Origin of the sequence: Crossiella cryophila, assembly GCF_014204915.1 — a bacterium.
Lineage (GTDB): Bacteria > Actinomycetota > Actinomycetes > Mycobacteriales > Pseudonocardiaceae > Crossiella > Crossiella cryophila.
The window spans coordinates 2,256,386-2,278,504 of the sequence record NZ_JACHMH010000001.1; the positions used below are offsets into that span (position 1 = coordinate 2,256,386).

The 22,119-nt window shown below is 71.2% G+C and carries 20 protein-coding genes, 1 tRNA gene and 1 pseudogene; 13 read left to right on the plus strand and 9 right to left on the minus strand.

The features are described from left to right. The first annotated feature begins 11 nt into the window (after window positions 1-11). The 7 genes from HNR67_RS10615 (at window position 12) to HNR67_RS10645 (ending at window position 8,639) form a co-directional block, all read left to right on the plus strand. Complete coding sequence (locus tag HNR67_RS10615; RefSeq protein ID WP_185001878.1) at window positions 12-995, plus strand: ABC transporter substrate-binding protein; 984 nt, start codon at window positions 12-14, stop codon at window positions 993-995. Next, the gene (locus HNR67_RS10620; RefSeq protein ID WP_185001879.1) at window positions 992-2,038 is read left to right on the plus strand and encodes a FecCD family ABC transporter permease; all 1,047 of its coding nucleotides are present in this window, start codon (window positions 992-994) and stop codon (window positions 2,036-2,038) included. The genes HNR67_RS10615 and HNR67_RS10620 overlap by 4 nt, the downstream gene beginning before the upstream one ends. Before the next feature lie 68 nt (window positions 2,039-2,106). Further along, window positions 2,107-3,144, plus strand: coding sequence for a FecCD family ABC transporter permease (locus HNR67_RS10625; RefSeq protein ID WP_185001880.1), 1,038 nt, complete (start codon window positions 2,107-2,109; stop codon window positions 3,142-3,144). After that, the gene (locus HNR67_RS10630) at window positions 3,141-3,986 is read left to right on the plus strand and encodes an ABC transporter ATP-binding protein (RefSeq protein ID WP_312986950.1); all 846 of its coding nucleotides are present in this window, start codon (window positions 3,141-3,143) and stop codon (window positions 3,984-3,986) included. Before HNR67_RS10625 ends, HNR67_RS10630 begins: the two co-directional genes overlap by 4 nt. Continuing rightward, window positions 3,983-5,173: an alpha/beta hydrolase gene (locus HNR67_RS10635; protein WP_185001881.1), complete on the plus strand. Its 1,191-nt coding sequence runs from the start codon at window positions 3,983-3,985 to the stop codon at window positions 5,171-5,173. Before HNR67_RS10630 ends, HNR67_RS10635 begins: the two co-directional genes overlap by 4 nt. After that, window positions 5,170-6,912, plus strand: a complete 1,743-nt coding sequence (locus tag HNR67_RS10640; protein WP_221489837.1) for an ABC transporter transmembrane domain-containing protein — start codon at window positions 5,170-5,172, stop codon at window positions 6,910-6,912. The genes HNR67_RS10635 and HNR67_RS10640 overlap by 4 nt, the downstream gene beginning before the upstream one ends. Beyond that, window positions 6,909-8,639: an ABC transporter ATP-binding protein gene (locus HNR67_RS10645; RefSeq protein ID WP_185001882.1), complete on the plus strand. Its 1,731-nt coding sequence runs from the start codon at window positions 6,909-6,911 to the stop codon at window positions 8,637-8,639. The genes HNR67_RS10640 and HNR67_RS10645 overlap by 4 nt, the downstream gene beginning before the upstream one ends. 68 nt (window positions 8,640-8,707) lie before the next feature. On the opposite strand, the gene HNR67_RS10650 is transcribed toward HNR67_RS10645, so the two are convergent. Continuing rightward, window positions 8,708-8,782 (minus strand) — tRNA-Arg (locus HNR67_RS10650). A gap of 101 nt (window positions 8,783-8,883) precedes the next feature. On the opposite strand from HNR67_RS10650, the gene HNR67_RS10655 reads away from it, so the two are divergent. Both HNR67_RS10655 and HNR67_RS10660 read left to right on the plus strand, forming a co-directional pair. Then, window positions 8,884-10,560, plus strand: a complete 1,677-nt coding sequence (locus tag HNR67_RS10655) for an SDR family oxidoreductase (protein ID WP_185001883.1) — start codon at window positions 8,884-8,886, stop codon at window positions 10,558-10,560. Window positions 10,561-10,642: 82 nt separating this feature from the next. Then, window positions 10,643-11,572 carry a cation diffusion facilitator family transporter gene (locus HNR67_RS10660; protein WP_185001884.1) on the plus strand — a complete coding sequence of 310 codons (930 nt, stop codon included), beginning with the start codon at window positions 10,643-10,645 and terminating at the stop codon, window positions 11,570-11,572. Here the strand turns inward: HNR67_RS10660 and HNR67_RS10665 are convergent, their stop codons facing one another. The 4 genes from HNR67_RS10665 to HNR67_RS44235 form a co-directional block, all read right to left on the minus strand. After that, window positions 11,573-12,097: a Pvc16 family protein gene (locus tag HNR67_RS10665; protein ID WP_221489838.1), complete on the minus strand. Its 525-nt coding sequence runs from the start codon at window positions 12,095-12,097 to the stop codon at window positions 11,573-11,575. A gap of 38 nt (window positions 12,098-12,135) precedes the next feature. Next, window positions 12,136-12,768, minus strand: coding sequence for a response regulator transcription factor (locus HNR67_RS10670; protein WP_185001885.1), 633 nt, complete (start codon window positions 12,766-12,768; stop codon window positions 12,136-12,138). A 159-nt stretch (window positions 12,769-12,927) separates the two neighbouring features. Beyond that, window positions 12,928-13,578, minus strand: a complete 651-nt coding sequence (locus HNR67_RS10675; RefSeq protein ID WP_185001886.1) for a response regulator — start codon at window positions 13,576-13,578, stop codon at window positions 12,928-12,930. A 1-nt stretch (window position 13,579) separates the two neighbouring features. Further along, the gene (locus tag HNR67_RS44235; protein ID WP_185001887.1) at window positions 13,580-15,835 is read right to left on the minus strand and encodes a histidine kinase; all 2,256 of its coding nucleotides are present in this window, start codon (window positions 15,833-15,835) and stop codon (window positions 13,580-13,582) included. 212 nt (window positions 15,836-16,047) lie between these two features. Between HNR67_RS44235 and HNR67_RS10685 the strand changes: the two genes are divergently transcribed. Together HNR67_RS10685 and HNR67_RS10690 are read left to right on the plus strand one after the other, a co-directional pair. Continuing rightward, entirely contained in the window at window positions 16,048-17,256 is a 1,209-nt protein-coding gene (locus HNR67_RS10685) for an ROK family transcriptional regulator (protein ID WP_407645124.1), read from the plus strand. Window positions 17,257-17,535: 279 nt separating this feature from the next. Next, entirely contained in the window at window positions 17,536-17,871 is a 336-nt protein-coding gene (locus HNR67_RS10690; RefSeq protein ID WP_185001888.1) for a tetratricopeptide repeat protein, read from the plus strand. Between the two features lie 61 nt (window positions 17,872-17,932). Here HNR67_RS10690 and HNR67_RS10695 read toward each other — a convergent pair whose 3' ends face one another. Both HNR67_RS10695 and HNR67_RS10700 read right to left on the minus strand, forming a co-directional pair. After that, window positions 17,933-18,481: a snapalysin family zinc-dependent metalloprotease gene (locus HNR67_RS10695; protein WP_185001889.1), complete on the minus strand. Its 549-nt coding sequence runs from the start codon at window positions 18,479-18,481 to the stop codon at window positions 17,933-17,935. 176 nt (window positions 18,482-18,657) lie between these two features. After that, window positions 18,658-19,596: a threonine ammonia-lyase gene (locus tag HNR67_RS10700; RefSeq protein WP_312986955.1), complete on the minus strand. Its 939-nt coding sequence runs from the start codon at window positions 19,594-19,596 to the stop codon at window positions 18,658-18,660. Between the two features lie 70 nt (window positions 19,597-19,666). Here HNR67_RS10700 and HNR67_RS10705 point away from each other — a divergent pair, with 70 nt between their 5' ends. Beyond that, window positions 19,667-20,128, plus strand: a complete 462-nt coding sequence (locus HNR67_RS10705) for an Lrp/AsnC family transcriptional regulator (protein WP_312986956.1) — start codon at window positions 19,667-19,669, stop codon at window positions 20,126-20,128. Here the strand turns inward: HNR67_RS10705 and HNR67_RS10710 are convergent. Beyond that, the gene (locus HNR67_RS10710) at window positions 20,091-20,864 is read right to left on the minus strand and encodes an NAD(P)-dependent oxidoreductase (protein WP_185001891.1); all 774 of its coding nucleotides are present in this window, start codon (window positions 20,862-20,864) and stop codon (window positions 20,091-20,093) included. The two genes, HNR67_RS10705 and HNR67_RS10710, sit on opposite strands and share 38 nt — an antisense overlap. A gap of 67 nt (window positions 20,865-20,931) precedes the next feature. Between HNR67_RS10710 and HNR67_RS44240 the strand changes: the two are divergent. Then, a pseudogene (locus HNR67_RS44240) lies at window positions 20,932-21,087 on the plus strand (TetR/AcrR family transcriptional regulator); the annotation flags it as partial. Window positions 21,088-21,482: 395 nt separating this feature from the next. Here HNR67_RS44240 and HNR67_RS44245 read toward each other — a convergent pair. Further along, window positions 21,483-22,070 carry a hypothetical protein gene (locus tag HNR67_RS44245; RefSeq protein WP_246492493.1) on the minus strand — a complete coding sequence of 196 codons (588 nt, stop codon included), beginning with the start codon at window positions 22,068-22,070 and terminating at the stop codon, window positions 21,483-21,485. Window positions 22,071-22,119 lie beyond the last annotated feature (49 nt).

A 22,119-nucleotide genomic window follows, 5' to 3' on the forward strand; every position in this document is an offset into this window, starting at 1 on the left:
AGAGCACAATCATGACCATGACACCCCTGGGACGACGGGGCGCGGCCCTGGCCGCCTTGCTGAGTGCCACGCTCGTCCTCTCCGCCTGCGGCGGCAACGGCGGTGACGCCACCAACCCGGCCGTGGAGATGCGCACCGTCAAGGCCGACAACGGCAGTGTCAGCGTGCCCGCCAAACCACAGCGGGTCGTCACGATCGGCAACACGACTCTTCCGTTCATCGACATGGGTGGCCTGCCGGTGGGCGTCACCGAGGTGACCGCCTCCGAACTCGCCCTCATTCCGGAAAAGCAGAAAGCCACGTTCAAGGCGGCCACGAGCCTCGGCTCCAGCGGTGACCAGGTCGACCTGGAGAAGCTCGCCAACCTGAAGCCGGACCTCATCCTGGCCCAGCTGCCCGAGAGCGAGTTCAAGAAGATCGAGAATCAGCTGAAACCGATCGCCTCGACGCTGTTCTGGGGGCTCGACACCGAGTGGAAGGCCCTCGCCGGCGGAGTCGCGGAGGCAGGCAACCTCACGGATGGGTTCAGCGTGCAGAAGGCGGAGTTCGAGAAGAAGATCGCCAAGATCAAGGAGACCTACCGCAAGACCATCGACGGCACCTCGTTCGTCAACGTCGACCGCTGGGAGAGTTCCGATCCCGGCACGTTCTCCATCGCGGACTTCGGTTGTGTCGAGATCGCCCAGGACGACCTCGGCATGAACTTCCCCAAGGCGGCCGACGGCAAAGACCCCCTTGGCTGGACGTCCCTGCCGTTCGAGCAGATCGCGGGACTGGCCAAGTACGACGTGATCACCTACCCCGTTGACGCCGAGGGCCGCCCGAAACCGGCGTTCGCGCCCGTGGTCGAGACCAACACCTGGAAGGCGCTGCCTGCCGTGAACTCGGGCCGCGCGCTCGGACTCTTCTGCCCCGGCAACAACTCCTACCGGCCCGTCCTGCAGTACCTGGACTCGCTCGACCGAGCGCTGTCCACCCTGCCCGCCAAGAAATGACCGCCCTCGCTCCGCCACCCGCTGCCCCGGGCACCGCGCGGGTGCCGGGACCGCGGCAGCGCCGCCTGGCCGGCCTGGTCGGCGCGCTCGTGGTGCTGCTGGTCCTGCTGGTGGCGAGCGTGCTGATCGGGTCGACGGCGATCGCGCCATCGGTGGTGTGGGATGCCCTGTTCCAGCCATCCGCTGACATCGATCAGTTCGCGATCCGCGACTACCGGCTGCCGCGTGCCGTCGTCGGTCTGGTCGTGGGAATGGCGCTCGGGCTCACCGGGGCGTTGATCCAGGCGCTCACCCGCAACCCGCTGGCCGATCCGGGCCTGCTCGGCCTCGACGCGGGTGCGTCCTTCGCGGTGACGGTCGCGGTTGGCGTGCTCGGCGTCCGCGACATCAGCGGCTATATGTGGTTCGCCGTCGCGGGGGCGTTGATCGTCACGCTGATGGTGCTCGCCCTCGGGTCGACCCGGCAGGGCTCCTCGCCGGTGCTGATGGTGCTCGCCGGGGTCTGCGTCGGCGCGGTGCTCAGGGGTGCGGGGGACGCGCTGCAACTGATCAACCCGGAGGCCTTCGACGCGATGCGGTCCTGGAACGCCGGTTCGATCGCGGGCAGGCCACTCGAGCTGGTGTGGCAGATCCTGCCGTTCTTCGCGGTGGCACTCATCCTGGCCTTCGCGGTGTCAGGTCCACTCAACGCCATGGCCCTTGGCGACGAGCTGGCGGCCACCCAAGGCGTCCGGCTGACCCGCACCCGCGTCCTGGCGATCATCGCGCTCACCCTGCTCGCCGGCGGAGCGACCGCGATCGCCGGACCCATCGCCTTCGTCGGTCTCATGGTGCCGCACGTGGCTCGCTGGATCGTCGGCCCGCACCAGCGCTGGATCTTCGCCTACAGCGTCCTGCTGGCCCCGATCCTGCTGCTGGCCGCCGACATCCTCGGCCGGATCGTGATGCGCCCCAACGAGATCCCCGTCGGCATCGTCACCGCGTTCGTCGGCGCCCCCGTGCTCATCGCGCTGGTGCTGCGGAAGAAGGCGAGCGGACTGTGAGTACCCGCGTCAGGCCCGATACGCACACCGGTGCCGCACGAACAGCCCGACCGCCGGAGCCGGGACGGGTGGACTTCGGGCAGCGGGTGCTGGTGCTGCGGCGCCGGCGGATCGCGGTACGGCTGGAGTGGCGTTCGGTCCTCGCCTGCGCGGTGCTCGCGCTGGCGGTCGCCGGCATGGCGGTACTCGCGCTGATGACCGGCTCGTACCAGCTCAGCGCCGGGCAGGTGGTCTCGGCGCTCACCGGCGGCCAGACCGGGCTCGTCCACGACATCGTGGTCCAGTGGCGGCTGCCCAGGGTGGCGGCGGCGCTGGTGTTCGGCGCCTCGCTCGGGGTCTCCGGTGCGGTCTTCCAGTCGCTGCTGCGCAACCCGCTGGCCGAGCCCGGCATCATCGGGTTCTCCCAGGGCTCCTACACCGGTGCGCTGATCGTGATCCTGGTCGTCAACGGCACCTACTGGCAGTTGGTCGGCGGGGCATTGCTGGGCGGGATGGCCACCGCCGTCGCCGTGTACCTGCTCGCCTACCGGCGTGGGGTGCAGGGGTTCCGGCTGATCGTCGTCGGCATCGGCATCTCGGCCATGCTGGGATCGTTGAACACCTGGCTGATACTCAAAGCCGACCTGAAAGTCGCGATGGCCGCCGCCGCCTGGGGCGCGGGCTCCCTCAACGGCGTGTCCTGGCACAAGGTCCTCATCGGCGGCGCCTGCATCGCCGTACTGCTGCTGCTGGCCGCGGTGCTGAGCCGGCCGATGCGGCAGCTGGAACTGGGTGATGAAGCGGCCGCCGCCCAAGGGGTGCGGGTCGCGCCTGCCCGCCTCGGCCTGATCGCGGTGGGGGTCGCGCTGACGGCGACGGTCACCGCCGCGTCGGGGCCGATCACGTTCATCTCCCTGCTGGCACCGCAGATCGCCCGCCGGATCGCCCGCACCGCGGGGATCACCCTCGCACCAGCCGCTTTCGTCGGCGCCCTGCTGTGCCTGGCGGCGGACTACCTCGCCCAGCACGCCGCGCCCACCCCGCTGCCGGTCGGGATCATCACCGTCGTGCTCGGCGGTGGCTACCTCGGCTGGCTGCTGTTCACCGAAGCCAGGAGACGCCTGTGATCACTTCCCCTGGTGGCCCACGCCTGCGGGTGGAGTCGGCGACGATCGGCTACGACAAACGCGTCATCTGCGCGGACCTGTCGGTGGCCATCCCGGACCGCTCGTTCACCGTCATCGTGGGCCCGAACGCCTGCGGCAAGTCCACCCTGCTGCGCGGGCTGTCGCGGCTGCTCAAACCCAGCGCCGGGCAGGTGGTGCTGGACGGGGCGGCCATCAACTCCTTCAAGAGCAAGGAGGTGGCGCGGCGGGTCGGGCTGCTGCCGCAGACCTCGATCGCGCCGGACGGGATCACCGTGGCCGAGCTGGTGGCCAGGGGCCGGTACCCGTATCAGGGCTTCGGCAGGCAGTGGACCGAGACCGACGAGCAGGCCGTGCTCAGGGCGATGAACCAGACCGCGGTCGCCGACCTGTCCGGCCGCCTGGTGGACGAGCTGTCCGGCGGGCAGCGGCAGCGCGTGTGGGTGGCCATGGCGCTTGCCCAGCACACCGACATCCTGCTGCTCGACGAGCCGACCACCTTCCTCGACATCGCCCACCAGATCGAGCTGATGGAGCTGTTCACCGATCTGCACCACGCAGGCCACACCCTGGTCGCCGTCCTGCACGACCTCAACCACGCCGCCCGCTACGGCACCCACCTGATCGCCATGAAGGACGGCCAGGTCGTCGCCGAAGGCACCCCCGCCCAGATCGTCACCGCCGAACTGGTCGAGGAGGTGTTCGGTCTGCCCTGCCTGGTCGTGCCCGATCCGGTGGCAGGCACCCCGCAGGTCGTGCCGCTCGGCCGGGAACGAACCCGGCAGCAGCCCGCTGACAACACACGTGAAGAGAGCAGGAAATGACCAATCCGTTCGTCGAGAAGCTGTCGACCGGGGAGTGGAGTCCTGAGCGGTTCCGGCGGCACCTCGCGGAGACGGGCGCCCCGCTGGTCGAGCGGGTCCTCGCGGACGAGGTGGACGTGACCTTCGTCGACGAGCCCGGGGGTGCCACGACGGTCACGCTCTCGGTGGTCATCGGTCCCGTCATCGGCTTCAACAAGATCGACACGGAGTTCGCTCCGGTGCCGGGGACGCCGTTTCGTGTGCTCACCCTGCGGATGCGTGCCGATCTGCGCTTCTCGTACGTGTTCACCCGGTGTGGGCCGACGGGGGAGGGCGAACGGGTTCCGGACCCGTTCAACCCGCCACCGAGGTTCTCCGAGTGCTCGGTCGAGAGGTTCTCCGGGGCCTCGGTGGCGGTGCTGCCCGACGCGGAGCCGTTGCCCTGGCTCGATCAGGCCGAAGCGCGGCCGGCGCAGGCCGTGGAGTCCGTGGTGTTCGCGAGCGAGCTGCTGGGAAACGAGCGCCGCGTCTGGATCTCGATGCCCCGTGGCGAGTTCCCGCAGGAGAGCGCGCTGCCATTCGTGATCCACTTGGACGGCACGCCGGAGCACAGCGCGCCGAGCGTTCGCGATGCCCTTGTCCAGGCGGGACTGATCCGGCCCTGTGCGGTGGTTCTCCTCGATCAGCTCGGACCGCGGCGCGACCAGGAGCTGCGCTGCGATCCGGTGTTCTCGCGGATGCTGGCCGACGAGCTGTTGCCATGGCTGCACGACCGGTATCCGCTCTCGCGGGACCCCAGGGACGTGGCGCTGGCCGGCGAGAGCTTCGGCGGCCTGTGCGCCGCATGGACAGCGCTGCACCACCCGGCGACGTTCGGGAACGCCATCATCCAGTCCCCCTCCTGCGGGTACCACCCTGACCTCAGGTGGGGCACCGGGGCAGGCGAGCTGCTGCGCCGCACCCCCGTGCCGACGCTGATCGCCGACTACCTGGCCGCGGCACCGGCACCGGTCCGGATCTTCCACGATGTCGGCGAGCTGGAGAGTTCGAGCACCCACAGCCGCTGGCTGGACCAGGTGCTCACGCAGCAGGGCTACGACACCGCCTACCGGGAGTTCGCCGGTGGCCACGACTACGCGTGGTGGCGAGGACTGCTCGCCGATGCCCTGCTCTGGTGCTTCCCGCTCACTGCGGAGCCGCAAGCGTGACCCGTTCCGACCCCGCCGGCTTGGGCCGGGGGCCGCTGACCCGGTGGCTGCCGGTGCTCGGCCAGGCCCGCGGCGAGCCGCCCGATCTCCCGCCGTTCGAGGTCGGTGCGCGCGAGCGTCCCGGCCGGTTCGTGGCGCGGGTGGTGCTATCCCTGCCGAGGATCACGATCCCCGCGATGCTGCTGGCGATCGTGTGGCAGGTCGGTGAGTCGGCCGTCCCGGTGGTGATGGGCCTCGCGATCGACCGGGCGCTGGCGACCGGCGACCTCGGGCAGCTGGTGCTGTGGATCGCTGTGCTGGTGGCGCTGTACGTCGCGCTGACGACGGCGGCCAGGCTCACCAATCGGCTCAACGCCTATGCGATCCAGCTGTTGCAGCACCGGCTGCGGGCCACGCTGTCGGCCGGGGTGCTGCACCCCGACGGCGGATCAGCGCGGGCGCCGGGCGGCGATGTGGCCTCGGCGATGACCAATGACGTCGCCCGCCTGGCCAACGCCGGCCTGCTCGTGGTCCTGCCGATCGCGCGGATCACCGCGATCGGGTTCATCGCGGTCTCGTTGCTGGTGGCGTACTGGCCGCTCGGGGTCATGGTGCTGCTCGGCACGCCGGTGGCGGTCTGGTTGATGGGTCTGCTGAGCGAACGGCTCTCCCACGACACCCGCGCCTACCAGGATCTCCTCGCCGACACCGTGGGGCGGGCCACCGATCTGGTCGCCGGCTACCGGGTGATCAAGGGCGTGCGCGCGGAGGCCGAGGCGACCCGGCGGTACCGGCAGGCCAGCCGGGCGGCGCTGGCCGGGGCCAAGCGCAACGCCGGCCTGCTCGGGAGGTTCCTCGTGGGCTCCGGCGCGGTGAACGGCGTGTTCGTCGCCGCGGTGACCGGGCTGGCGGGCTGGTTCGCGGTGGACGGGCGGCTGAGCGTCGGCGGGTTCATCGCCGCGATCGGCCTCACCCAGGCGCTGCTACCGCAGATGCAGTGGATCGCGAGCGCCTCCATCCCCAACCTCGCGGGTGCGCGCGCCTCGTCCCAGCGCATTCTCGACGTGTTGCGCGGAGCGGGCGCGCCCGCGGCCTTGCCTGGCGACCCGCCACCGCCGGAGGCCACACCCGCGCCGGTGCTGGAGGTGTCCGTACCCGGCGCGACGATCCGGGTGCGGCCCGGCGAGTTCGTCGGAGTGCGTGCCGACGACCGGACCGCCGCCCAGATCGCCGCCGCGCTGATGAACCCCTACCTCCCTGGCGAGGCAGGCAACGGCATCGAAGTGCGTCTGGACGGACGGCCGGCGCGGGAGCTGACCGCGGCCGGGTACCGCGCTCTGGTCACCGTCGCGCCCCATCAGGTCACGTTGTTCACCGGCACCATCCGCGACAACCTCACCCTGTCCGCCCGTGCGCCTGGGCTGCTGGACGCGGCGCTGCGGGCAGCGGCGTGCGCGGACTTCGCCACCGATCTCGACAGTCCGGTCGGCGAGAACGGCAACCGGCTCTCCGGTGGCCAGCGGCAACGGGTCGCGCTCGCCAGGGCGCTGGCCAGCGACGCGCCGGTGCTGGTGCTGCACGACCCGACCACCGCGGTCGACCCGGTGACCGAGCAGGCCGTCGCCGAGCGGATATCCGACATCCGCACGGGTCGCTCGACGCTGCTGATCGCCTCGTCCCCCGCACTGCTGGGCGGCTGCGACCGCATCGTCGACCTGCGCGGGGACGTGCCGGCGCCCGGCAGGACGGTCGCGACGTGACCGGCGACGCGCTGCCGGTCGCGGGCGGGCGGGAGACCGCACGGGAGGTGTGGCGGCTCAGCCGTGGCCACCGGCGGCGGCTCGCCGCCGTCGTGGCGCTGGGGATCGTCAGCGCGGCCGCCGACCTGATCGGGCCCGTCGTGATCGGGCTGCTCGTCGACCGGGTCCAGGCGGGCACCGCCGACCACGGCGCCGTGCTGACCGTCACCGCTGTGCTGGCGGTCTCGGCCATCCTCGGCGCCGCAGGCACCGCGGCGACGATCGTGTTGGCCACCAGGGCCTACCACACCATCCTGGCCGGCCTGCGCGAACAGCTCGTCGCCCGCGCCCTGACGCTGCCGCAGCACCGCGTGGAGCGAGCAGGCACCGGGGACCTGATCTCGCGGTCCAGTGACGACGTGACCGCCGTCGCCGATGCCGCCCCGGCGGTGATCGGCGTGCTGACCACCACCGCGTTCACCATCGTGGTGTCACTGAGCGGGCTGGCGGCGCTGGAATGGCCCTACGCCGCGGCACTCGCCGTCGTGCTGCCCGTCTACGCACTCGCCCTGCGGTGGTACCTGCGCGCCGGGCCCGAGGTGTACCGCGCGGAACGGGCGGCGATGAGCGCCCGTGCCCAGCAGATCGTCGAGTCCCAGCGCGGCTACGCCACCGTGCTCGGCTTCGGGCTCGGCGCACAACGTCATCGTGCCGTGCTGACCGCCTCCTGGGCGGTCGCCGCGCAGGCGCTGCGGGCCCGCACCGTGCAGAGCATGCTCAACGCCCGCCTGAACCTCGGCGAGTGGCTGAGCCTGGCCGCTGTGCTCGTGGTCGGCTTCGTCCTGATCGACCACGGAGCCTCGACCGTCGGTGGTGCGACCACGGCCATGCTGCTCGTGCTGCGCCTGCTCGGCCCGGTGAACCAGCTGATGTTCGTCATCGACACCCTCCAGTCCGCGCTCGCATCGCTGAACCGCATGATCGGCGTCGCCACCATCCCGGTGGCGCACGAGCCGCCGACGCCACCGGAGTCCGCCCATGCCGTCCGGCTCCGCGGGGTCGCCTTCGGTTACGGGACCGGCCCTCTCGTGCTGGCGGACATCACTCTCGACATCCCCGCTGGTGCGCGCATCGCCGTCGTCGGTGCGTCCGGGGCTGGCAAGACCACCCTGGCCGCGGTGATCGCCGGCATCCACCCGCCCGCTACCGGAACCGTCGCCCGGCCGGAGCGCACCGTGGTGATCACCCAGGAGATCCACGTGTTCGCCGGGACCCTGCGCGACAACCTCACCCTCGCCGCTCCCGGCGCCACTGACGGCCAGTCGCGCGCCGCACTCCAGGCCACCGGCGCGACCGAGCTGCTCGACCTGCTGCCGGCGGGCCTCGGCACGGTGGTCGGCACTGGCGGTCATCCGCTCACCGACGCCCAGGCGCAGCAGCTCGCGCTCGCCCGCCTGCTGCTCGCCGACCCGCGACTGGCGATCCTCGACGAGGCGACCGCCGAAGCCAACTCCGCGCAGTCGGGGCAACTCGACCGTGCGGCCGAGGCGGCTCTCGCCGGCCGCACCGGGCTGGTGATCGCCCACCGGCTCTCCCAGGCCGCCGCGTGCGACCGGATCGTGGTCATGGAGCACGGCCGCATCACCGAGAGCGGGACGCACGCTGAGCTGATCGCCGCGGGCGGGCGCTACGCCAGGCTGTGGTCGGCATGGCAGGACGGGCGGAAACCTGCCCCGAGGGGATCATGAACAGCGCGAACAAGAAAAAAGGGAACAAGCGTCACCAGCCGCAGCCGATGATCTTGTTCCCATCTTTGTGGTGCCCCCGGCAGGATTCGAACCTGCGCCCCTGCCTCCGGAGGGCAGTGCTCTATCCCCTGAGCTACGGGGGCTAACCCGGTCTCCGTGGTCTGGGGTGAACCCCTCGCCGTGGCGACGTGCAGAAGCTTAGCGCATAGCCGGAGAGGGTCTGCACGGCCTACCGTCTTGGAGCATGACCGAGGTTGGCTACTCCTCAGTAGATTCTGGTGACCTGCGGCTTGGCGTGTGGGTTGAGGGGGTGCCGGGGGCGCCTGTTGTGGTGTTGGTGCATGGGTTTCCGGATACCTCGGCACTCTGGGGGCCGGTGGTGGCGGAGCTGGCGCGGCGGTACCGGGTTGTGCGGTATGACGTGCGGGGTTGCGGGCGGTCGGGGGCGCCGCGGGGGCGGGATGGGTACCGGGTGGAGCGGTTGGCCGCTGATCTGGTCGCGGTGGCTCGGGCGGTGTCGCCGGGGCGGGCCGTGCATGTGGTGGGGCATGACTGGGGGTCGGCGCAGGCTTGGGAGGCTGTGACCGACCCCACAAACTCCGGGGTGTTCGCCTCCTTCACGTCGGTGTCGGGGCCCTGCCTTGATCACGTGGGATGGTGGGTTCGGGGGGCGTTGCGGCGGCCTTCGTGGCAGGGGTTGCGGGGGCTGGCGACGCTGGTCGTGCGGTCGGCCTACATGGGGGTGTTCCGGTCTCGGCTGGGGGAGCTGGTCTCTCCCTTGGTGGCTTGGCGGTTTGGCGGGCGGGTCCGGGATGTCCGGCGGGGGCTTGAGCTTTACCGGGCGAATCTGCCCGGGTTCGTGCGGCGGCCCCGGGAGCGGTGGGCCTCCTTGCCGGTGCAGCTGGTGGTGCCGACCCGGGATGCGTATGTGACGCCCGCGCATGTGGCCGGGACGGCCCGGTGGGTGGCGCGGTTGTGGCGGCGGGAGGTGCCGGCCGGGCACTGGATGCCGCGTACGCATCCGGTGGTGCTGGCCCGGATGGTGGGGGAGTTCGTTGATCACGTGGAGGGGGCGCCGGCCAGCCGGGGGTTGCGGGCGGCAGCGAGTACTGAGCGGTTCGGCGGGAAGGTTGTGCTGGTCACGGGTGGGGCCAGTGGGATCGGGCGGGCCTGTGTGCGGGCGTTCGCCGCGGCGGGGGCCGAGGTTGTGGTGGTTGATGTGGATGGGGCCGGCGCCTCGGCGGTGGCGGCTGAGGTCGGGGGTTTCGGGTACGCGGTCGATGTGACGGATGGGGAGGCCGTCGCGGCGTTGGCCGAGCGGGTCCGGGCCGAGGTGGGGGTGCCGGATGTGGTGGTGGCCAACGCCGGAGTGGCGGTCAGCGGTGGGTTTCTGGAGACCTCGGCCGCGGACTGGGCCCGGGTGGTGGATGTGAACGTGTGGGGGGTGATCCACACGTTGCGGGCCTTCGCGCCGCAGCTGGTCGAACGCGGGGAGGGCGGGCAGTTGGTGGTCACCGCCTCGATGGCCTCCTACACGCCTTCGCGGACGTTGCCCGCCTATGCCACGACCAAGGCCGCGGTGCTGATGCTGGCGCAGTGCCTGCGGGCGGAGCTGGCCGGGCGGGGGATCGGGGTGTCCGCGATCTGTCCCGGGTTCGTGCACACCAACATCACCCGGGCGGCTCGGTTCGCGGGGGTGGACGCGGCGACGCAGGAGCGGTTGCGGGAGGTGACCACGCGGCGGTACCTGCGGCGGGGGTTCCCGCCGGAGCGGGTGGCGGCGGCCGTGCTGGACGCCGTTGAGCGGGATGTGGCGGTGGCGCCGGTGACCGCCGAGGCCCGGCTGGGGCTACTGCTTTCGCGGCTTTCACCTGCGGTTTTGCGCGCGGCGGCGCGGGTGGACATCGGTCCGCGGCGGTAGCTTGGCTGGGCTGGGGTGACTGGGGTCACCGTTGTTCATATGCGCATGTCACTATATGTTGGGTGTCGGAAGGGAGCGTGAGATGGGGCAGGGACACGGGCACGGTCATGGGTTGCCGGCGGCACAGGCCGCCAGCGCCTCGGCGAAGTATGTGAGCCGGTTGTGGTGGGCGGTCGGACTGGGGCTGGTCACGCTGGTCATGCAGGTGACCGTGGGGCTCTACACCTCCTCGCTGGCCCTGCTGTCGGACTCCGCGCACGTCTTCACCGACGTCCTCGGCGTGGGCATGGCGCTGGCCGCGATCATCGTGGCGCAGCGGGCCGCCAAGCGCGCCGGGCGCACCTTCGGCCTCTACCGGGCCGAGGTGCTGGCCGCGCTGGCGAACACGCTGCTGCTCTTCGGGGTGGCCATCGGCGTGCTGATCGAGGCGGTGAACCGCTTCGATTCGCCACCGGAGGTGCCTGGGCTGCCGGTGACGATCGTGGCGATCATCGGTCTGATCAACAACCTGATCGCACTGCTCCTGCTGCGCGGCGGCGCGGACGAGAGCATCAACGTCCGGGGCGCCTACCTGGAGGTGGTGGCGGACGCGATCGGCTCGGTGGGCGTACTGATCTCCGGTCTGGTCACCATGCTCTTCGGCTGGCGCTACGCCGACCCGATCATCGGGGTGGCCATCGGACTCTTCGTGCTGCCGCGGGCCTACGTGCTGGGCCGCAAGGCACTGCGCATCCTCTTCCAGCACGCCCCTGAGCGCCTGGACGTCTCGGAGATGGCCGGCGAACTCCAGCAGCTGCCCAACGTCATCGAGGTGCACGACCTGCACGTCTGGACGCTGACCTCGGGCATGGAGGTGGCCTCGGCGCACCTGACCGCGGAACCGGAGGTCGACTTCACCGAGGTGCTGGCCGCGGCGCAGAAACTGCTCGCCGAGCGCTACCACATCGAGCACGCGACCCTGCAGGTCGAACCGGCCGGCCATGTGGCCAAGTGCCGGGAACTGGCCTGGTAATCAGGAAGGCAACCGCCAGCCGCGGGGGTCGGACTGGAGTGGGACCGCGGTCCCACCCGGTGCGGCCCCTTCCGCGTCGGGCGTGGCGGGCAGCGTGGCCGTCACCGAGATCACGAACGCGGCCCTCGCCGGCATCCCCAGGGCCGACCAGAGTCCGCCCACCCCGTGCTCGGCCAGCCGCACCGCCACCGGCTGCCCCGACTCCTGCGCGGTGAGCGCGTCCAGCGCCTCGCCCAGCAACTCGTGTTCCCCGGCCACACTGCCCGCCCGCGCGGCGACCAGGTAGGACAGTTCGAGATCGCGGGCGGGCCGGTGCGACCGGCCCGCCCGCAACTCGTACAGGAACACGTGCACCGCGGGCAGCGGGTTCGCCTCGTTGATCCAGGTGGGGGTCGGCGGTTCCAGCCGGACCTCCACCCCCTGCGGCAGCCTGCTGCCCAGCAACCGGCACAGCGCGGTGTCCACCTCGCGGATCACCCCGCCCGCCGGCTCATCCGACCGTTCGGGCCGTGACGAGTACTCCATGACGCTCCCCGTCTTCACGCACGACCCGAACGGGCGGCTCAGATCAGCCCCTCCCGGAGCGCGAACGCGACCGCGTGTGAGCGGTTGCGCAGCTGGAAGCGGTTGGTGATGTCGTGCAGGATGCTCTTCACCGTGCGCTGCGAGTAGCAGAGCTGTTCGGCGATCTCGCGGGTGTCCAGACCATCGGCGACCAGCCTGAGCACGTCGGTCTCCCGTTCCGACATGCCTGCCAGGCTCATCCCGTTCGGTCGCAGGACGTTGCGCTGCAACCGGGAGACCCGGTTCAGCAGCCGGCCCAGCAGGTCCGGCGGCAGTGCGCCCTCACCGGCTGCCGCGGCCCGCACCAGGCGGACCAGGGTCTCCGGAGTGGCCTCGGAGCGGCGGACCACCGCGCTGACCCCGGTTTCCACCGCGGTCAGCAGGTCCGTGTCATCCATCTCCCCGGCGATGAGAACGACCTTGGTGTTGCCTCGGACCTGCAGTCCCCTGAGCAGTTGCTGGGTCCGGGTGTCCGTCCGGTCGGTCACCACGAGGACCACCGCGTCCGGGCGGGCCTCCAGCGAGTCGACCAGCAGGACCTCCGGCCGGGAGCGAAGTGCGGCCGCGACGCCCGCACGTGAGATCGCATCCGTGGCGTGCAGAACTACCGGAACACGTTCCGTGTTCGTCATGATGTTTGGCCCCCTCAAGCCAAGTGTGCTGCGCTGACCTTGAGAGCGTGGCCCACCCGGTGTCCCAGGGACATGGGACTAGCTGTCCCGTTGTGCTTCGATTTCACGAATCGTTATACAAGCCCCGTTAATCTCCAACAAGCAAGGTACTTATGGTCGCTAGTTTTCGCCCAAACCGGCTTCCCTCGCCCGCATGATCGCCTCCGCGCGGTCGGCCACGTGCAGCTTGGAGAAGATGTTGGACACGTGGTTGCGCACGGTCTTTCCGCTGATCACGAGCTTGCGCGCGATCGCGGCGTTGCCCTCGCCCTGGGCGATGAGCACCAGCACCTCGTGCTCGCGGGCGGTCAGCTCGGGGAATGCCTCCATCTGGGCGGCCCGCGCGTTGTTGCCGAAGAAGCCGAGCAGCCGGGAGGCGATGGCCGGGCCGAAGATGGCCTGTCCCTGTCCCACGGCCCGGATCGCCCGCACGATCTCCTCCGGGGTGGCCCCCTTGAGCAGGTAGCCCCTGGCCCCGGCCCGCATGGCGGCGAAGACCGACTCGTTGTCGTCGAACATGGTCAGCACCAGGACGCCGACGTGCGGACTGGTGCGCACGATCCGCCTGGTCGCCTCCACGCCGTTGAAGTCCGGCATGTTCAGGTCCATCACCACGACGTCGGGCTGCAGTGAGTCGGCCATGGCCACCGCCGCCGTGCCGGTGGCGGCCTCGCCTGCCACCTCTACATCAGGCACCTGCTGCAGCGTCTGGCACAGGCCGAAGCGGAACAGCGGGTGATCGTCCACCACCAGGATGCGGAGCTGGTCCAACTCAGGCTTCCTCCCTCGGCACGGGCAACCGCGCCGCGACGCGGGTGCCTCTCACCGCTGATCGTGCCCCAGCCTCGGCCTTGGCACCGTCCTGGTTCCGGGATTCCAGGTCACGGGATTCCACCAGGAAGTCCCCGCCCAGCTCCCCGGCCCGCTCCCGCATGGACCGCAGCCCGACCCCGTTGCGCCTGGTCTCGCCCAGTCCCGCGCCGTCGTCGAGCACTTCCACGTGCAGGTCCCGGTCCAGCCAGACCCGCACCGTGCAGCTGTTCGCGCCGGAGTGCCTTGCCACGTTGGTCAGCGCCTCGCACACGATCCGGTAGGCGGCCACCTCGACCGCGGCGGGCAGCTGGGGCAGCTCGTCGGAGACGTCCACCGCGATGGTCAGCGGGGTGTCGCCGTTGCCGCCCATCCGGCCTGCCAGCGTGCTGGCGTGCTCGCGCACCGCGGTGGCCAGGCCCAGCTGGTCCAGCACCGGGGGCCGCAGGCCGTGCGCGACCCGGCGGATCTCGCCGATCGCGCCCTGCAGCTCGTCCTCCAGCCGGGTCAGCATCTCCTCGGCCGCGACCTGGTTGGCGCCCATCACCTGCCGGACCACCTGGAGTCCCAGCGCCGCGGCGGCCAGGGTGGGCCCGACCCCGTCGTGCAGGTCGTGCAGCAGCCGCCGCCGTTCCTCCTCGCGGGTGCGGACCAGGCGGCTGCGGCTGCGGGCCAGGTCGGTGGTCAGCCGGGCGGTGTAGGCCACCGCGCCCGCGTGCCGGGCCACGTCGGTGAGCACCCGCAGGTCGGAGTCGTTGAAGCCCTCGCCGACACCGCGCGCGCAGACGACCAGGTCGCCAATGCGTTCACCCTGGTAGACCAGGGGCAGCCGGACCGGTTCGCCGACCGGCTCGCCGTAGTCGGCGACCACCTCCAGGCCCTTGTCCCGTTCCAGCTCGATCGCGGTGTACGGCAGTTTCAGCGCGTGCCCGATGGTCTCCACCAGCGTCGGCAGCATGGCCTCCGGCGTCTGGGTCTGCTCCAGCCGGGCGGAGAGTGCGGTGACCACCCGGTAGGGATCGTCGCGGTACCCGAAGAGGCGTTCGTTGACCAGTTTGGCCAGCCGGTCACGCAGCGGCAGCACGATCACCGCGGCGGCCGCGGCGGCCACCGCCTGGCCTGCTGGCGAACCCAGGTCGGGGATCACCATCAGCCGCAGCAGCCCGACCATGATCAGGTAGCCGACGGCGATGAGCACGGAGAGGATGACGTAGGTCAGCGAGCGGCTGAGCGCGATCTCGATGTCCAGCGCCCGGTAGTGCAGCACCGCCAGCGCCACGGTCAGCGGCACCGGCAGGAAGACCAGCGTGTGGTACTGGTAGGCGACCAGGTTGGCGCCCAGCAACTGGGTCGGCAGGCCCCAGATGCCCGCGTAGAGCACCGCGGCGGTGCCCAGCGAGGCGGCCAGCCAGCGCAGCCGCATCCGGGTGAGGTTGTCCTCGCAGGTCCGGTACTTGTAGACGAGCACGCCGAGCACCAGCACCGGGTAGACGAAGAGCACGGTGCTGATCGGCGAGGCCCATACGGCGAGCCCCTCCACCGGGCCTTTGCTCAGCGGTAGGCCGATGAGCATGGTCAGCCCGTAGAGCAGCAGGCCGCCGCCGTAGCTGAGCGCGACCAGCAGGCTGTACCTGATCTTGGAGGTGACCTCGGGGTAGGCGAAGGCGAAGTGCAGGATGCCGCCCCACAGCAGCACCCAGAAGATCTGCCCGACGTACCAGCGCCAGAACTGCTCGCCCGCCACCAGGTCGAGTGCCTCCAGCCCGAAGTAGCCGGACCCGGCGAGGGTGATCATCGCGAGCGAGGAGGCGACCACGGCGGCGCGGGCGGCCGGATACCGGGGGCGGCGGACGAACAGGTAGATGGCGCTGCCGAAGAGCATGAACAGCACGAGCAGGCTGGGCCAGCTGTGCAGCAGCTGATCGCCGACCGGGTAGTGCCCGAGGGTGACGTTGTACGGCTGCGGGCCTTCGGCCTCTTTGCCCTTGCGCACCACCCTGTACTCAAGGGTGTCGCCGACCTGGAACTCCGGGCCGCCGGGCCGGCGGCTGTGCTCGATCACGTCCCGGCCCGCGATGGAGACGATCACGTCGTCGACCTGGAGCTGGCTGCCCGGTCGCACCTCGATCACCTCGACCTGGCCACTGGGCGTGGCGAAGTCGTTCTTGTTGATCAGGGTGCCGTCCGAGGCGGCGTGGTCGCGGCTGAACACGCTCATGATCGCGAGCACAACCGAGATGACAGCGAAAGCCGCCACCAGGATCACGCGCCCCCTCGAACCCGACACGGGGGTAATCGTGCTGCATACCCGGATCGAGTGCGACAACGTTCTGGCACCGAATTCTTACCGCGGCAGGTCAGGCCGTAATCCCGCCGCACACGCGCGGTCCTAGACTTTGGCACACAGGGTGTTGACGAAAGCGGGTACGCGTGACTGGTCAGTCGAGCCATCCGGTCGGAACCCCGGCCAGCATGCGGGTGCTCAACCAGCGTGCGGTGCTCGAACTGCTACGCCGGTCCGGGCCCGCGACCAGGCCGCAGGTGGCCAGGGGCACCGGCCTGTCCAAGCCGACCGTCGGGCAGGCGCTGCTCGGGCTGGAGCAGGCCGGACTGGTCCGCCCGGCGGGCCGGACCTCGGCCGGACCCGGCCGGTCGGCGGTGGTCTACGAGGCCGATCCGGCCGCTGGCTACGTGCTCGCGGTGGACATCGGCCGGGAGCGGATCCGGTTGTCCCTGGTCGACCTGGGCGGGGCCGAGGTGTCCCGCTGCGACGAGCGCAACCGCTGCCGTTCGGCCAGCGCGCTGGTCCGGCAGGTCAGGGAGCTGGCCGAGCGCATCGTGGGCGCGGCCGGGATCCGGTTCGACCAGGTGGTGGCCAAGGTGGTGGGCAGCCCGGGGGTGGCCGACCGGAACAGCCGGGCGCTGCAGCTCGCGCCGAACCTGCCCGGCTGGGGCCGCAAGGGCCTGCTGGACGAGCTGGAATCGGTGCTCGGGCCGGGGCTGATCGTGGAGAACGACGCGAACCTGGCCGCGCTCGGCGAGCGGGAACGCGGCGCGGCCCGGGACGCCAGGGTGTTCGTGCTGGTCACCGTGGGTACCGGGGTCGGCATGGGCATTGTCATGGACGGGCACCTCTTCCGCGGCGCGCACGGCGCGGCCGGGGAGATCGGCTACCTGCCCTACGGGCGCTTCGACGAGCAGGCGGTGCTCTCCGGCGAGCTGGCGCCGCCGCCGCGCGGGCTGCTTGAGCAGGCCACCGCGGCCGAGCCGGTGGTGGAACTGGCGCACGAGCTGGGCCTGACCCAGGCCCGCAACGCCAAGGACGTCTTCACCGCCGCCGCGGCGGGCGAGGCCACCGCGATGCGGGTGGTGGAGCTGATCGCGGCCCGGCTGGCCTACGGGATCGCCTCGGTGACCGCGGTGATCGACCCGGAGCTGGTGGTGCTCGGCGGTGGCATCGGACGCAACTTCGAGCTGCTGATCGAGCCGATGGAACGGGCGCTGCGCTACCTCAGCCCGCTGCTGCCGACCGTGGTCGGCGGGGAGCTGGGCGATGACGCGGTGCTGGCCGGCGCGGTCGCGGTCGGGCTGCGCGCGGCCGAGGAGACCGTGTTCGAGCGGCATGTGCACGCCGGCTGAACGGCGCGCGTCAGCGAAACGTCAGCGCGGCTGCCTACTGTTGAGTATGTCGAAGGCAGGCCCGCTGCGCTGCTGCCGCCTTCGACCGTAGGCGTTGGCTGTTCGGGGTGTCCGCACCCCGTCCCACCCGGCCGGCGCTGCGGGCCCTGCCTGGTTCCAGAGCTTCCCCAGGGCATTGGAGCAGGCAGGGCTCCCCCCAATTCCTGGGCGGGAATGCCCTGACCTCACACGGTGTTGAGCCGGTGCACACGCACCATCGAGTCCACTGTGGAGGGTCGAATGCGAGAGAACTACCGTTGGGCGGAATCGCTGCTGGCCCAGGGCGACCCGTTGGGTGCGCTGCAGGTGCTGGCGCCGCTGCTGAGCACGGACGCCACCTTCTCGGTGCGGCTGCTGGCCGCCCGCGCCTACTACCACTCCGCGCAGCTGGGCCGGGCGGAGACGCTGCTCACCGAGCTGATCGAGTCGGACCCGACCGACCACTACACCCGGTTCCTGCTGGGCCGCACGCTGGAGCGGGCGGGCCGGCGGCCGGAGTCGGTGCGGCACTTCCGGCTGGCCGCGGCGCTTTCGGCCAGCCCGGACTACGTCGAGGCGCTGGCCAGGGTCTGCTGAGCCAACCCAGCCGGACGGCCCGCCCGCGTCAGGATCGCGGACGGGCCGTCCGGGTGCTTGATCAGCCCGCCAGGGCCCAGTCGCTGCCGTCGGGGCTGCTCGGCGTGACGGCCTGGAAGCCGCCGGCGAAGTTGCGCTCCACCTGGGCCTTCTCCGCGGCGTTCGGGTTGGTGTTCTTGCAGCTGGTGCCCGCGCTGGCGCCGGACATCAGGTCAACGCACAGGCCGGTGCGCCGGTCCGGCAGGCCGAGGATGTGACCCAGTTCGTGCGCGGTGATCCGCGGGATGTGGTGCCCGTCGTTGACGGCGGTGCGGCCCATCCACACGGTGCCCCTGCCGAGCCCGCTGACCTGCGCGCGCGGCCAGCCGTTGTCGGCCAGGATCCGGATCTGCGCCGGGGTGCCGGGCTCGAGGCGGACGTTGCGCACCGAGGCGTTCCAGACCCGGGCGCCCTCGTCCCAGGCCGCCTTGAACTCCTGCGCCTGGCTGGTGTCGTACTTGATCACTCGGACCGCGCTGGTCTCGGCGGCCGCTGGCGAGATGACCACGAGCAGCGACGCCGCGGCGGTGACCACCCCGACGACCAATCGCCTGATCTTGTTCTGGAGCACGGTTCATCTCCTACCGATGCAGGGAAAAGAGCTGCCCTCAGCTAATCGCGCCGGGCCGGACACATCAACGGCCACGCATATACCAATGCCCCCCAATCCTGGGGTTATGGCGGAAAAACAGACCGACGGCCCGGGTGGTTAGTCGCAGTCGGAGCAGACCAATGGCGGGTTGTGGCTCAGTCGCTTGCGTCGAGCCCGGCATAGTCGGCCAGGTCCGCGTTGCCGCCGGTGAGCACGGTGGCGACCGTTTCGCCCGGAATGCCCTTGGCGATGGCGGCCAGCCCGGCCGCGCCCGCGGGTTCGAGCAGCACGCCGAGGGTGCGCGCGGCCAGCCGCATGGCCTGCCGTAGTTCCGCTTCGCTGACCAGCACCACATCGTCGAGCAGCGCCCTGGTCCTGGCCACCGCCACCTCGGTCGGGCGGCTGATCGCGATCCCGGCGGCGAAGGCGCTCGCGCGTTCCACGGTCAGCACCGCACCCGCCGCCCAGCTCCGCGCCAGCGCGGGCGCGGCGGCCGCGGCGACCCCGATCACCCGCACCTCCGGCGCGTGCGCCTTGACCCAGGCGGCCACCCCGGAGATCAGCGCGCCATCGCCCATCGGCACCACCAGTGTGTCGAAGGTGTTGTCCCGCAACAGTTCCACCCCGATCGTGCCTGCGCCCTCGGCCACCGCTGGATCCCGGCCGTCCAGTACGTACACCCGGTCAGTGGACTCCGCCGCGTACGCCTCGGCCAGTTCCAGCGGGGAGCCGTCCACCTCGTGCAGGACCGCGCCGAAGGCCCGCATCCGGGCGAGTTTCACCGGCGAGGTGCCGGTGGGCACGAACACCTCGGCCCGCAGCCCGCGCCGCCGCGCCGCGTAGGCCACGGCCTGGCCGAAGTTCCCGCCGGTGGAGGAGCACACGATCGTGGCGCCCTCGGCCACCTCGCTGACGAAGTACTCCGCGCCGCGGCCCTTGAACGAGCGCAACGGGTTCAGCAGCTCCACCTTGGTCAGCACCCGGCGCCCGAGCGCGGCGCACAGCTGCTCGTCCACGTACTGCGGGCTGTCCAGGAACACGGGATCGATCACCTTCGCCGCGGCGAGGATGCGATCAAGCGAAAGGTCGGTCACCCACCTCACGCTAGGTGGCGGGCAGCCGATGACGATTGAAACTTCTCCCGCTCCCGCGCAAGATTCTTGCGTGGACGCCCTGGACCGACACCTGCTGACCCTGGTCCAGACCGACGCCACCCGCCCCCTGCACGAACTCGGCGACCTGGTCGGCCTCTCGCCCAGTGCGGTGCAACGCCGACTGGTCCGGCTACGCGCCACCGGCGTGATCGAACGCGAGGTCGCGGTGCTGAACCCACGCGCCGTGGGCGCCACCCTGACCGCCGTGGTCCTCATCGCCCTGGCCGACGACGACAGCGCCCACCACGACGAGTTCTGCGCCCGCATGCGCGCCGAACCCCACGTCCAGCAGTGCTTCGCCATCGTCGGCCAGTGGGACTACGTGGTGATCCTGATCAGCCGCGACCTGGCGGAGAACCGGGAGCTGTCCCGGCGGTTGTTCGTGGACGCGGGCACGGTGCGGCGCTACGAGACACTGCCGGCCAGCACCGCGATCAAGTCCGGGCTGGCGCTGCCGCTGACCCCCGGATGACCTCGACCAGGCTGGCGAAGCCGTCCCGCCCGAACCCCGCCGCGATCCCGCGCGCGGTCAGCGACTCGACCAGCCGCGGCAGCCCCAGGTCCAGCCCGCGTTCCGCACTGGCCAGCACCAGGTTCCCCATCAGCGGCGCGTCCAGTTCCAGCCACTCCTGCTCGCCGGGGTAGCTCCCGGCGTCGAGCTGGGTCGCGTAGTCCTCGATCACCTCGGCCACCGTGCCGCGCAGCCAGCGGGTGAGCATCGGCGTGACGGCCGCCGCAGGCACCCCGTCCGCGCCGAGCAGCGCCGCGGTCTGCAGGTAGCCGATCAGAGTGGCCCAGGCGAAGTTGAGCAACGCGAGGTCGTAGAGCGCCGCCGTGCCAGGGTCCGGCCCCAGGTAGTTGGCCTCGCCCAGCCGTGCCAGCACCGCGCGCTGCCGCCGGAACACCGCCGCGTCCCCGCTGTAGACCAGCACCGTCTCCGGCCTGCCCAGGTGTTCGGGATGCGCCATCAACGCCCCGTCCAGGTACCGCCCACCCCGCGCCCGCACCAGCTCCGCGGCCGCGCGCGCCTCCGCACCGGTCCCCGAGGTGAGGTTCACCAGATCAACCCCACCCAGCTCCGGCGCCAGCAGTTCCGCCAGCTCCCCGTGCCCCTCCGCGCACACCACCACCAGCCCAGCCCCACCCGCTTCGCCCAGTACCCCGGCCAGCCCCACCGCCCGAGCCCCAGTCCCCACCACCGCGACCATGAACCCTCCCCGTTACCTACAAAACGTAACCTACATTCTGTAGGATGAGTTCATGGCCGAGCACCGCATGTCAAGACCGGACCGCCGCGAACACCTCCTGCGCACGGCCACCGAGATCCTGCACACCAACGGCGCCAACGCCCTGACCCTGGTCACCCTGGCCGAGCACGCAGGCGTGTCCAGACCCGTCACCTACGACCACTTCGGCACCCGCGAGGGCCTGCTGCTGGCGATGTACCGGGACTACGACGAGCACCTGGCGCGCGCGATGCGCGAGGCACGGTCCGGGGCGGGGTCGCTGGGGGAGGCGGTGACCGCGGTGTGCGCGGCGTACGTCGACGGGATGATCGCGGCGGGCCCGGACTGCGCCGAGGTGCAGGCAGCGCTGTCCGGACATCCGGAGACCCGGGACTTCCGGGCACGCTCGGAGCGGTTCTACCTGGATGAGCTGCGAGCGGCGGTGAAGCCCTTCGCGTCGGCCAGCCCAGCTGTTCTGGTCGGCCTGTTCAGCTCACTCGACGGCCTGGCCAGCGCGGCAGCCACCGGCCGGATCGCACGAACCAAGGCGATCACCGCCGCAGTCAAGATCCTGGTCAGCTCACTCGACCCGAGAGCGGATCACGGAGGCAGCAGCTCGGCGACGACCTCCGCCACGCCGTCGAGGAGTTCCGGCGCGGGTGCCCCGGTCACCGGTTCCACCTCGGCGACCACGAGCAGCCGCCCATCCCGCCGTGAGTCGTAGTACCGCCCGGTGAACCGCACCCCCAGCGCGCCGACCAGACCGCCCGCCAGCGGGGACACGTTTCCGGTTCCGTCGCGGTCGACGAGAGATTGGAGCCGGTCGGCCTCAGCCGGGGCCGGCATGCGCACCCACGCGACGGACACGATCATGGTGTCGCCCTGCCCGGCGTCGAGGGCGAACAGCATCCGGTCCAGTGAGCGGCACGGCGTCCGGGCGAAGAACTGCTGGACATCGCCATAGGAGTGCACCGCGCAGGAAGTCGCTTTCCGGGCCGTCTCCTTGAGTCGCTTCAGCCGCATCCCACGCCAGACATCATTCCGCCGCCCTGTCCGAGCGGCTTCCTTGCCCTCGCGCACACTGCCGCGAATCGCCTGCGCCAACGACGACTCCACCGAGGCGCCACCCCCGGCACCGACCCCACCGCCAACCGAAACCACCCCGGCGACCACGGCCACAGCCGCCATGGCCGCGACACTCGGCCCCCTCTGCCATTGCCCCAGCTTGTTCCGCGGT

What these genes read in the sequence shown, in the direction of transcription:
- HNR67_RS10660 (WP_185001884.1), top strand. Translation starts at nt 10,643, where the DNA reads ATGGGGCAGGGACACGGGCACGGTCATGGGTTGCCGGCGGCACAGGCC.
- HNR67_RS44235 (WP_185001887.1), bottom strand. Translation starts at nt 15,835, where the DNA reads ATGAGCGTGTTCAGCCGCGACCACGCCGCCTCGGACGGCACCCTGATC.
- HNR67_RS44245 (WP_246492493.1), bottom strand. Translation starts at nt 22,070, where the DNA reads ATGGCGGCTGTGGCCGTGGTCGCCGGGGTGGTTTCGGTTGGCGGTGGG.
- HNR67_RS10635 (WP_185001881.1), top strand. Translation starts at nt 3,983, where the DNA reads ATGACCAATCCGTTCGTCGAGAAGCTGTCGACCGGGGAGTGGAGTCCT.
- HNR67_RS10665 (WP_221489838.1), bottom strand. Translation starts at nt 12,097, where the DNA reads ATGGAGTACTCGTCACGGCCCGAACGGTCGGATGAGCCGGCGGGCGGG.
- HNR67_RS10620 (WP_185001879.1), top strand. Translation starts at nt 992, where the DNA reads ATGACCGCCCTCGCTCCGCCACCCGCTGCCCCGGGCACCGCGCGGGTG.
- HNR67_RS10670 (WP_185001885.1), bottom strand. Translation starts at nt 12,768, where the DNA reads ATGACGAACACGGAACGTGTTCCGGTAGTTCTGCACGCCACGGATGCG.
- HNR67_RS10615 (WP_185001878.1), top strand. Translation starts at nt 12, where the DNA reads ATGACCATGACACCCCTGGGACGACGGGGCGCGGCCCTGGCCGCCTTG.
- HNR67_RS10710 (WP_185001891.1), bottom strand. Translation starts at nt 20,864, where the DNA reads ATGGTCGCGGTGGTGGGGACTGGGGCTCGGGCGGTGGGGCTGGCCGGG.
- HNR67_RS10690 (WP_185001888.1), top strand. Translation starts at nt 17,536, where the DNA reads ATGCGAGAGAACTACCGTTGGGCGGAATCGCTGCTGGCCCAGGGCGAC.
- HNR67_RS10655 (WP_185001883.1), top strand. Translation starts at nt 8,884, where the DNA reads ATGACCGAGGTTGGCTACTCCTCAGTAGATTCTGGTGACCTGCGGCTT.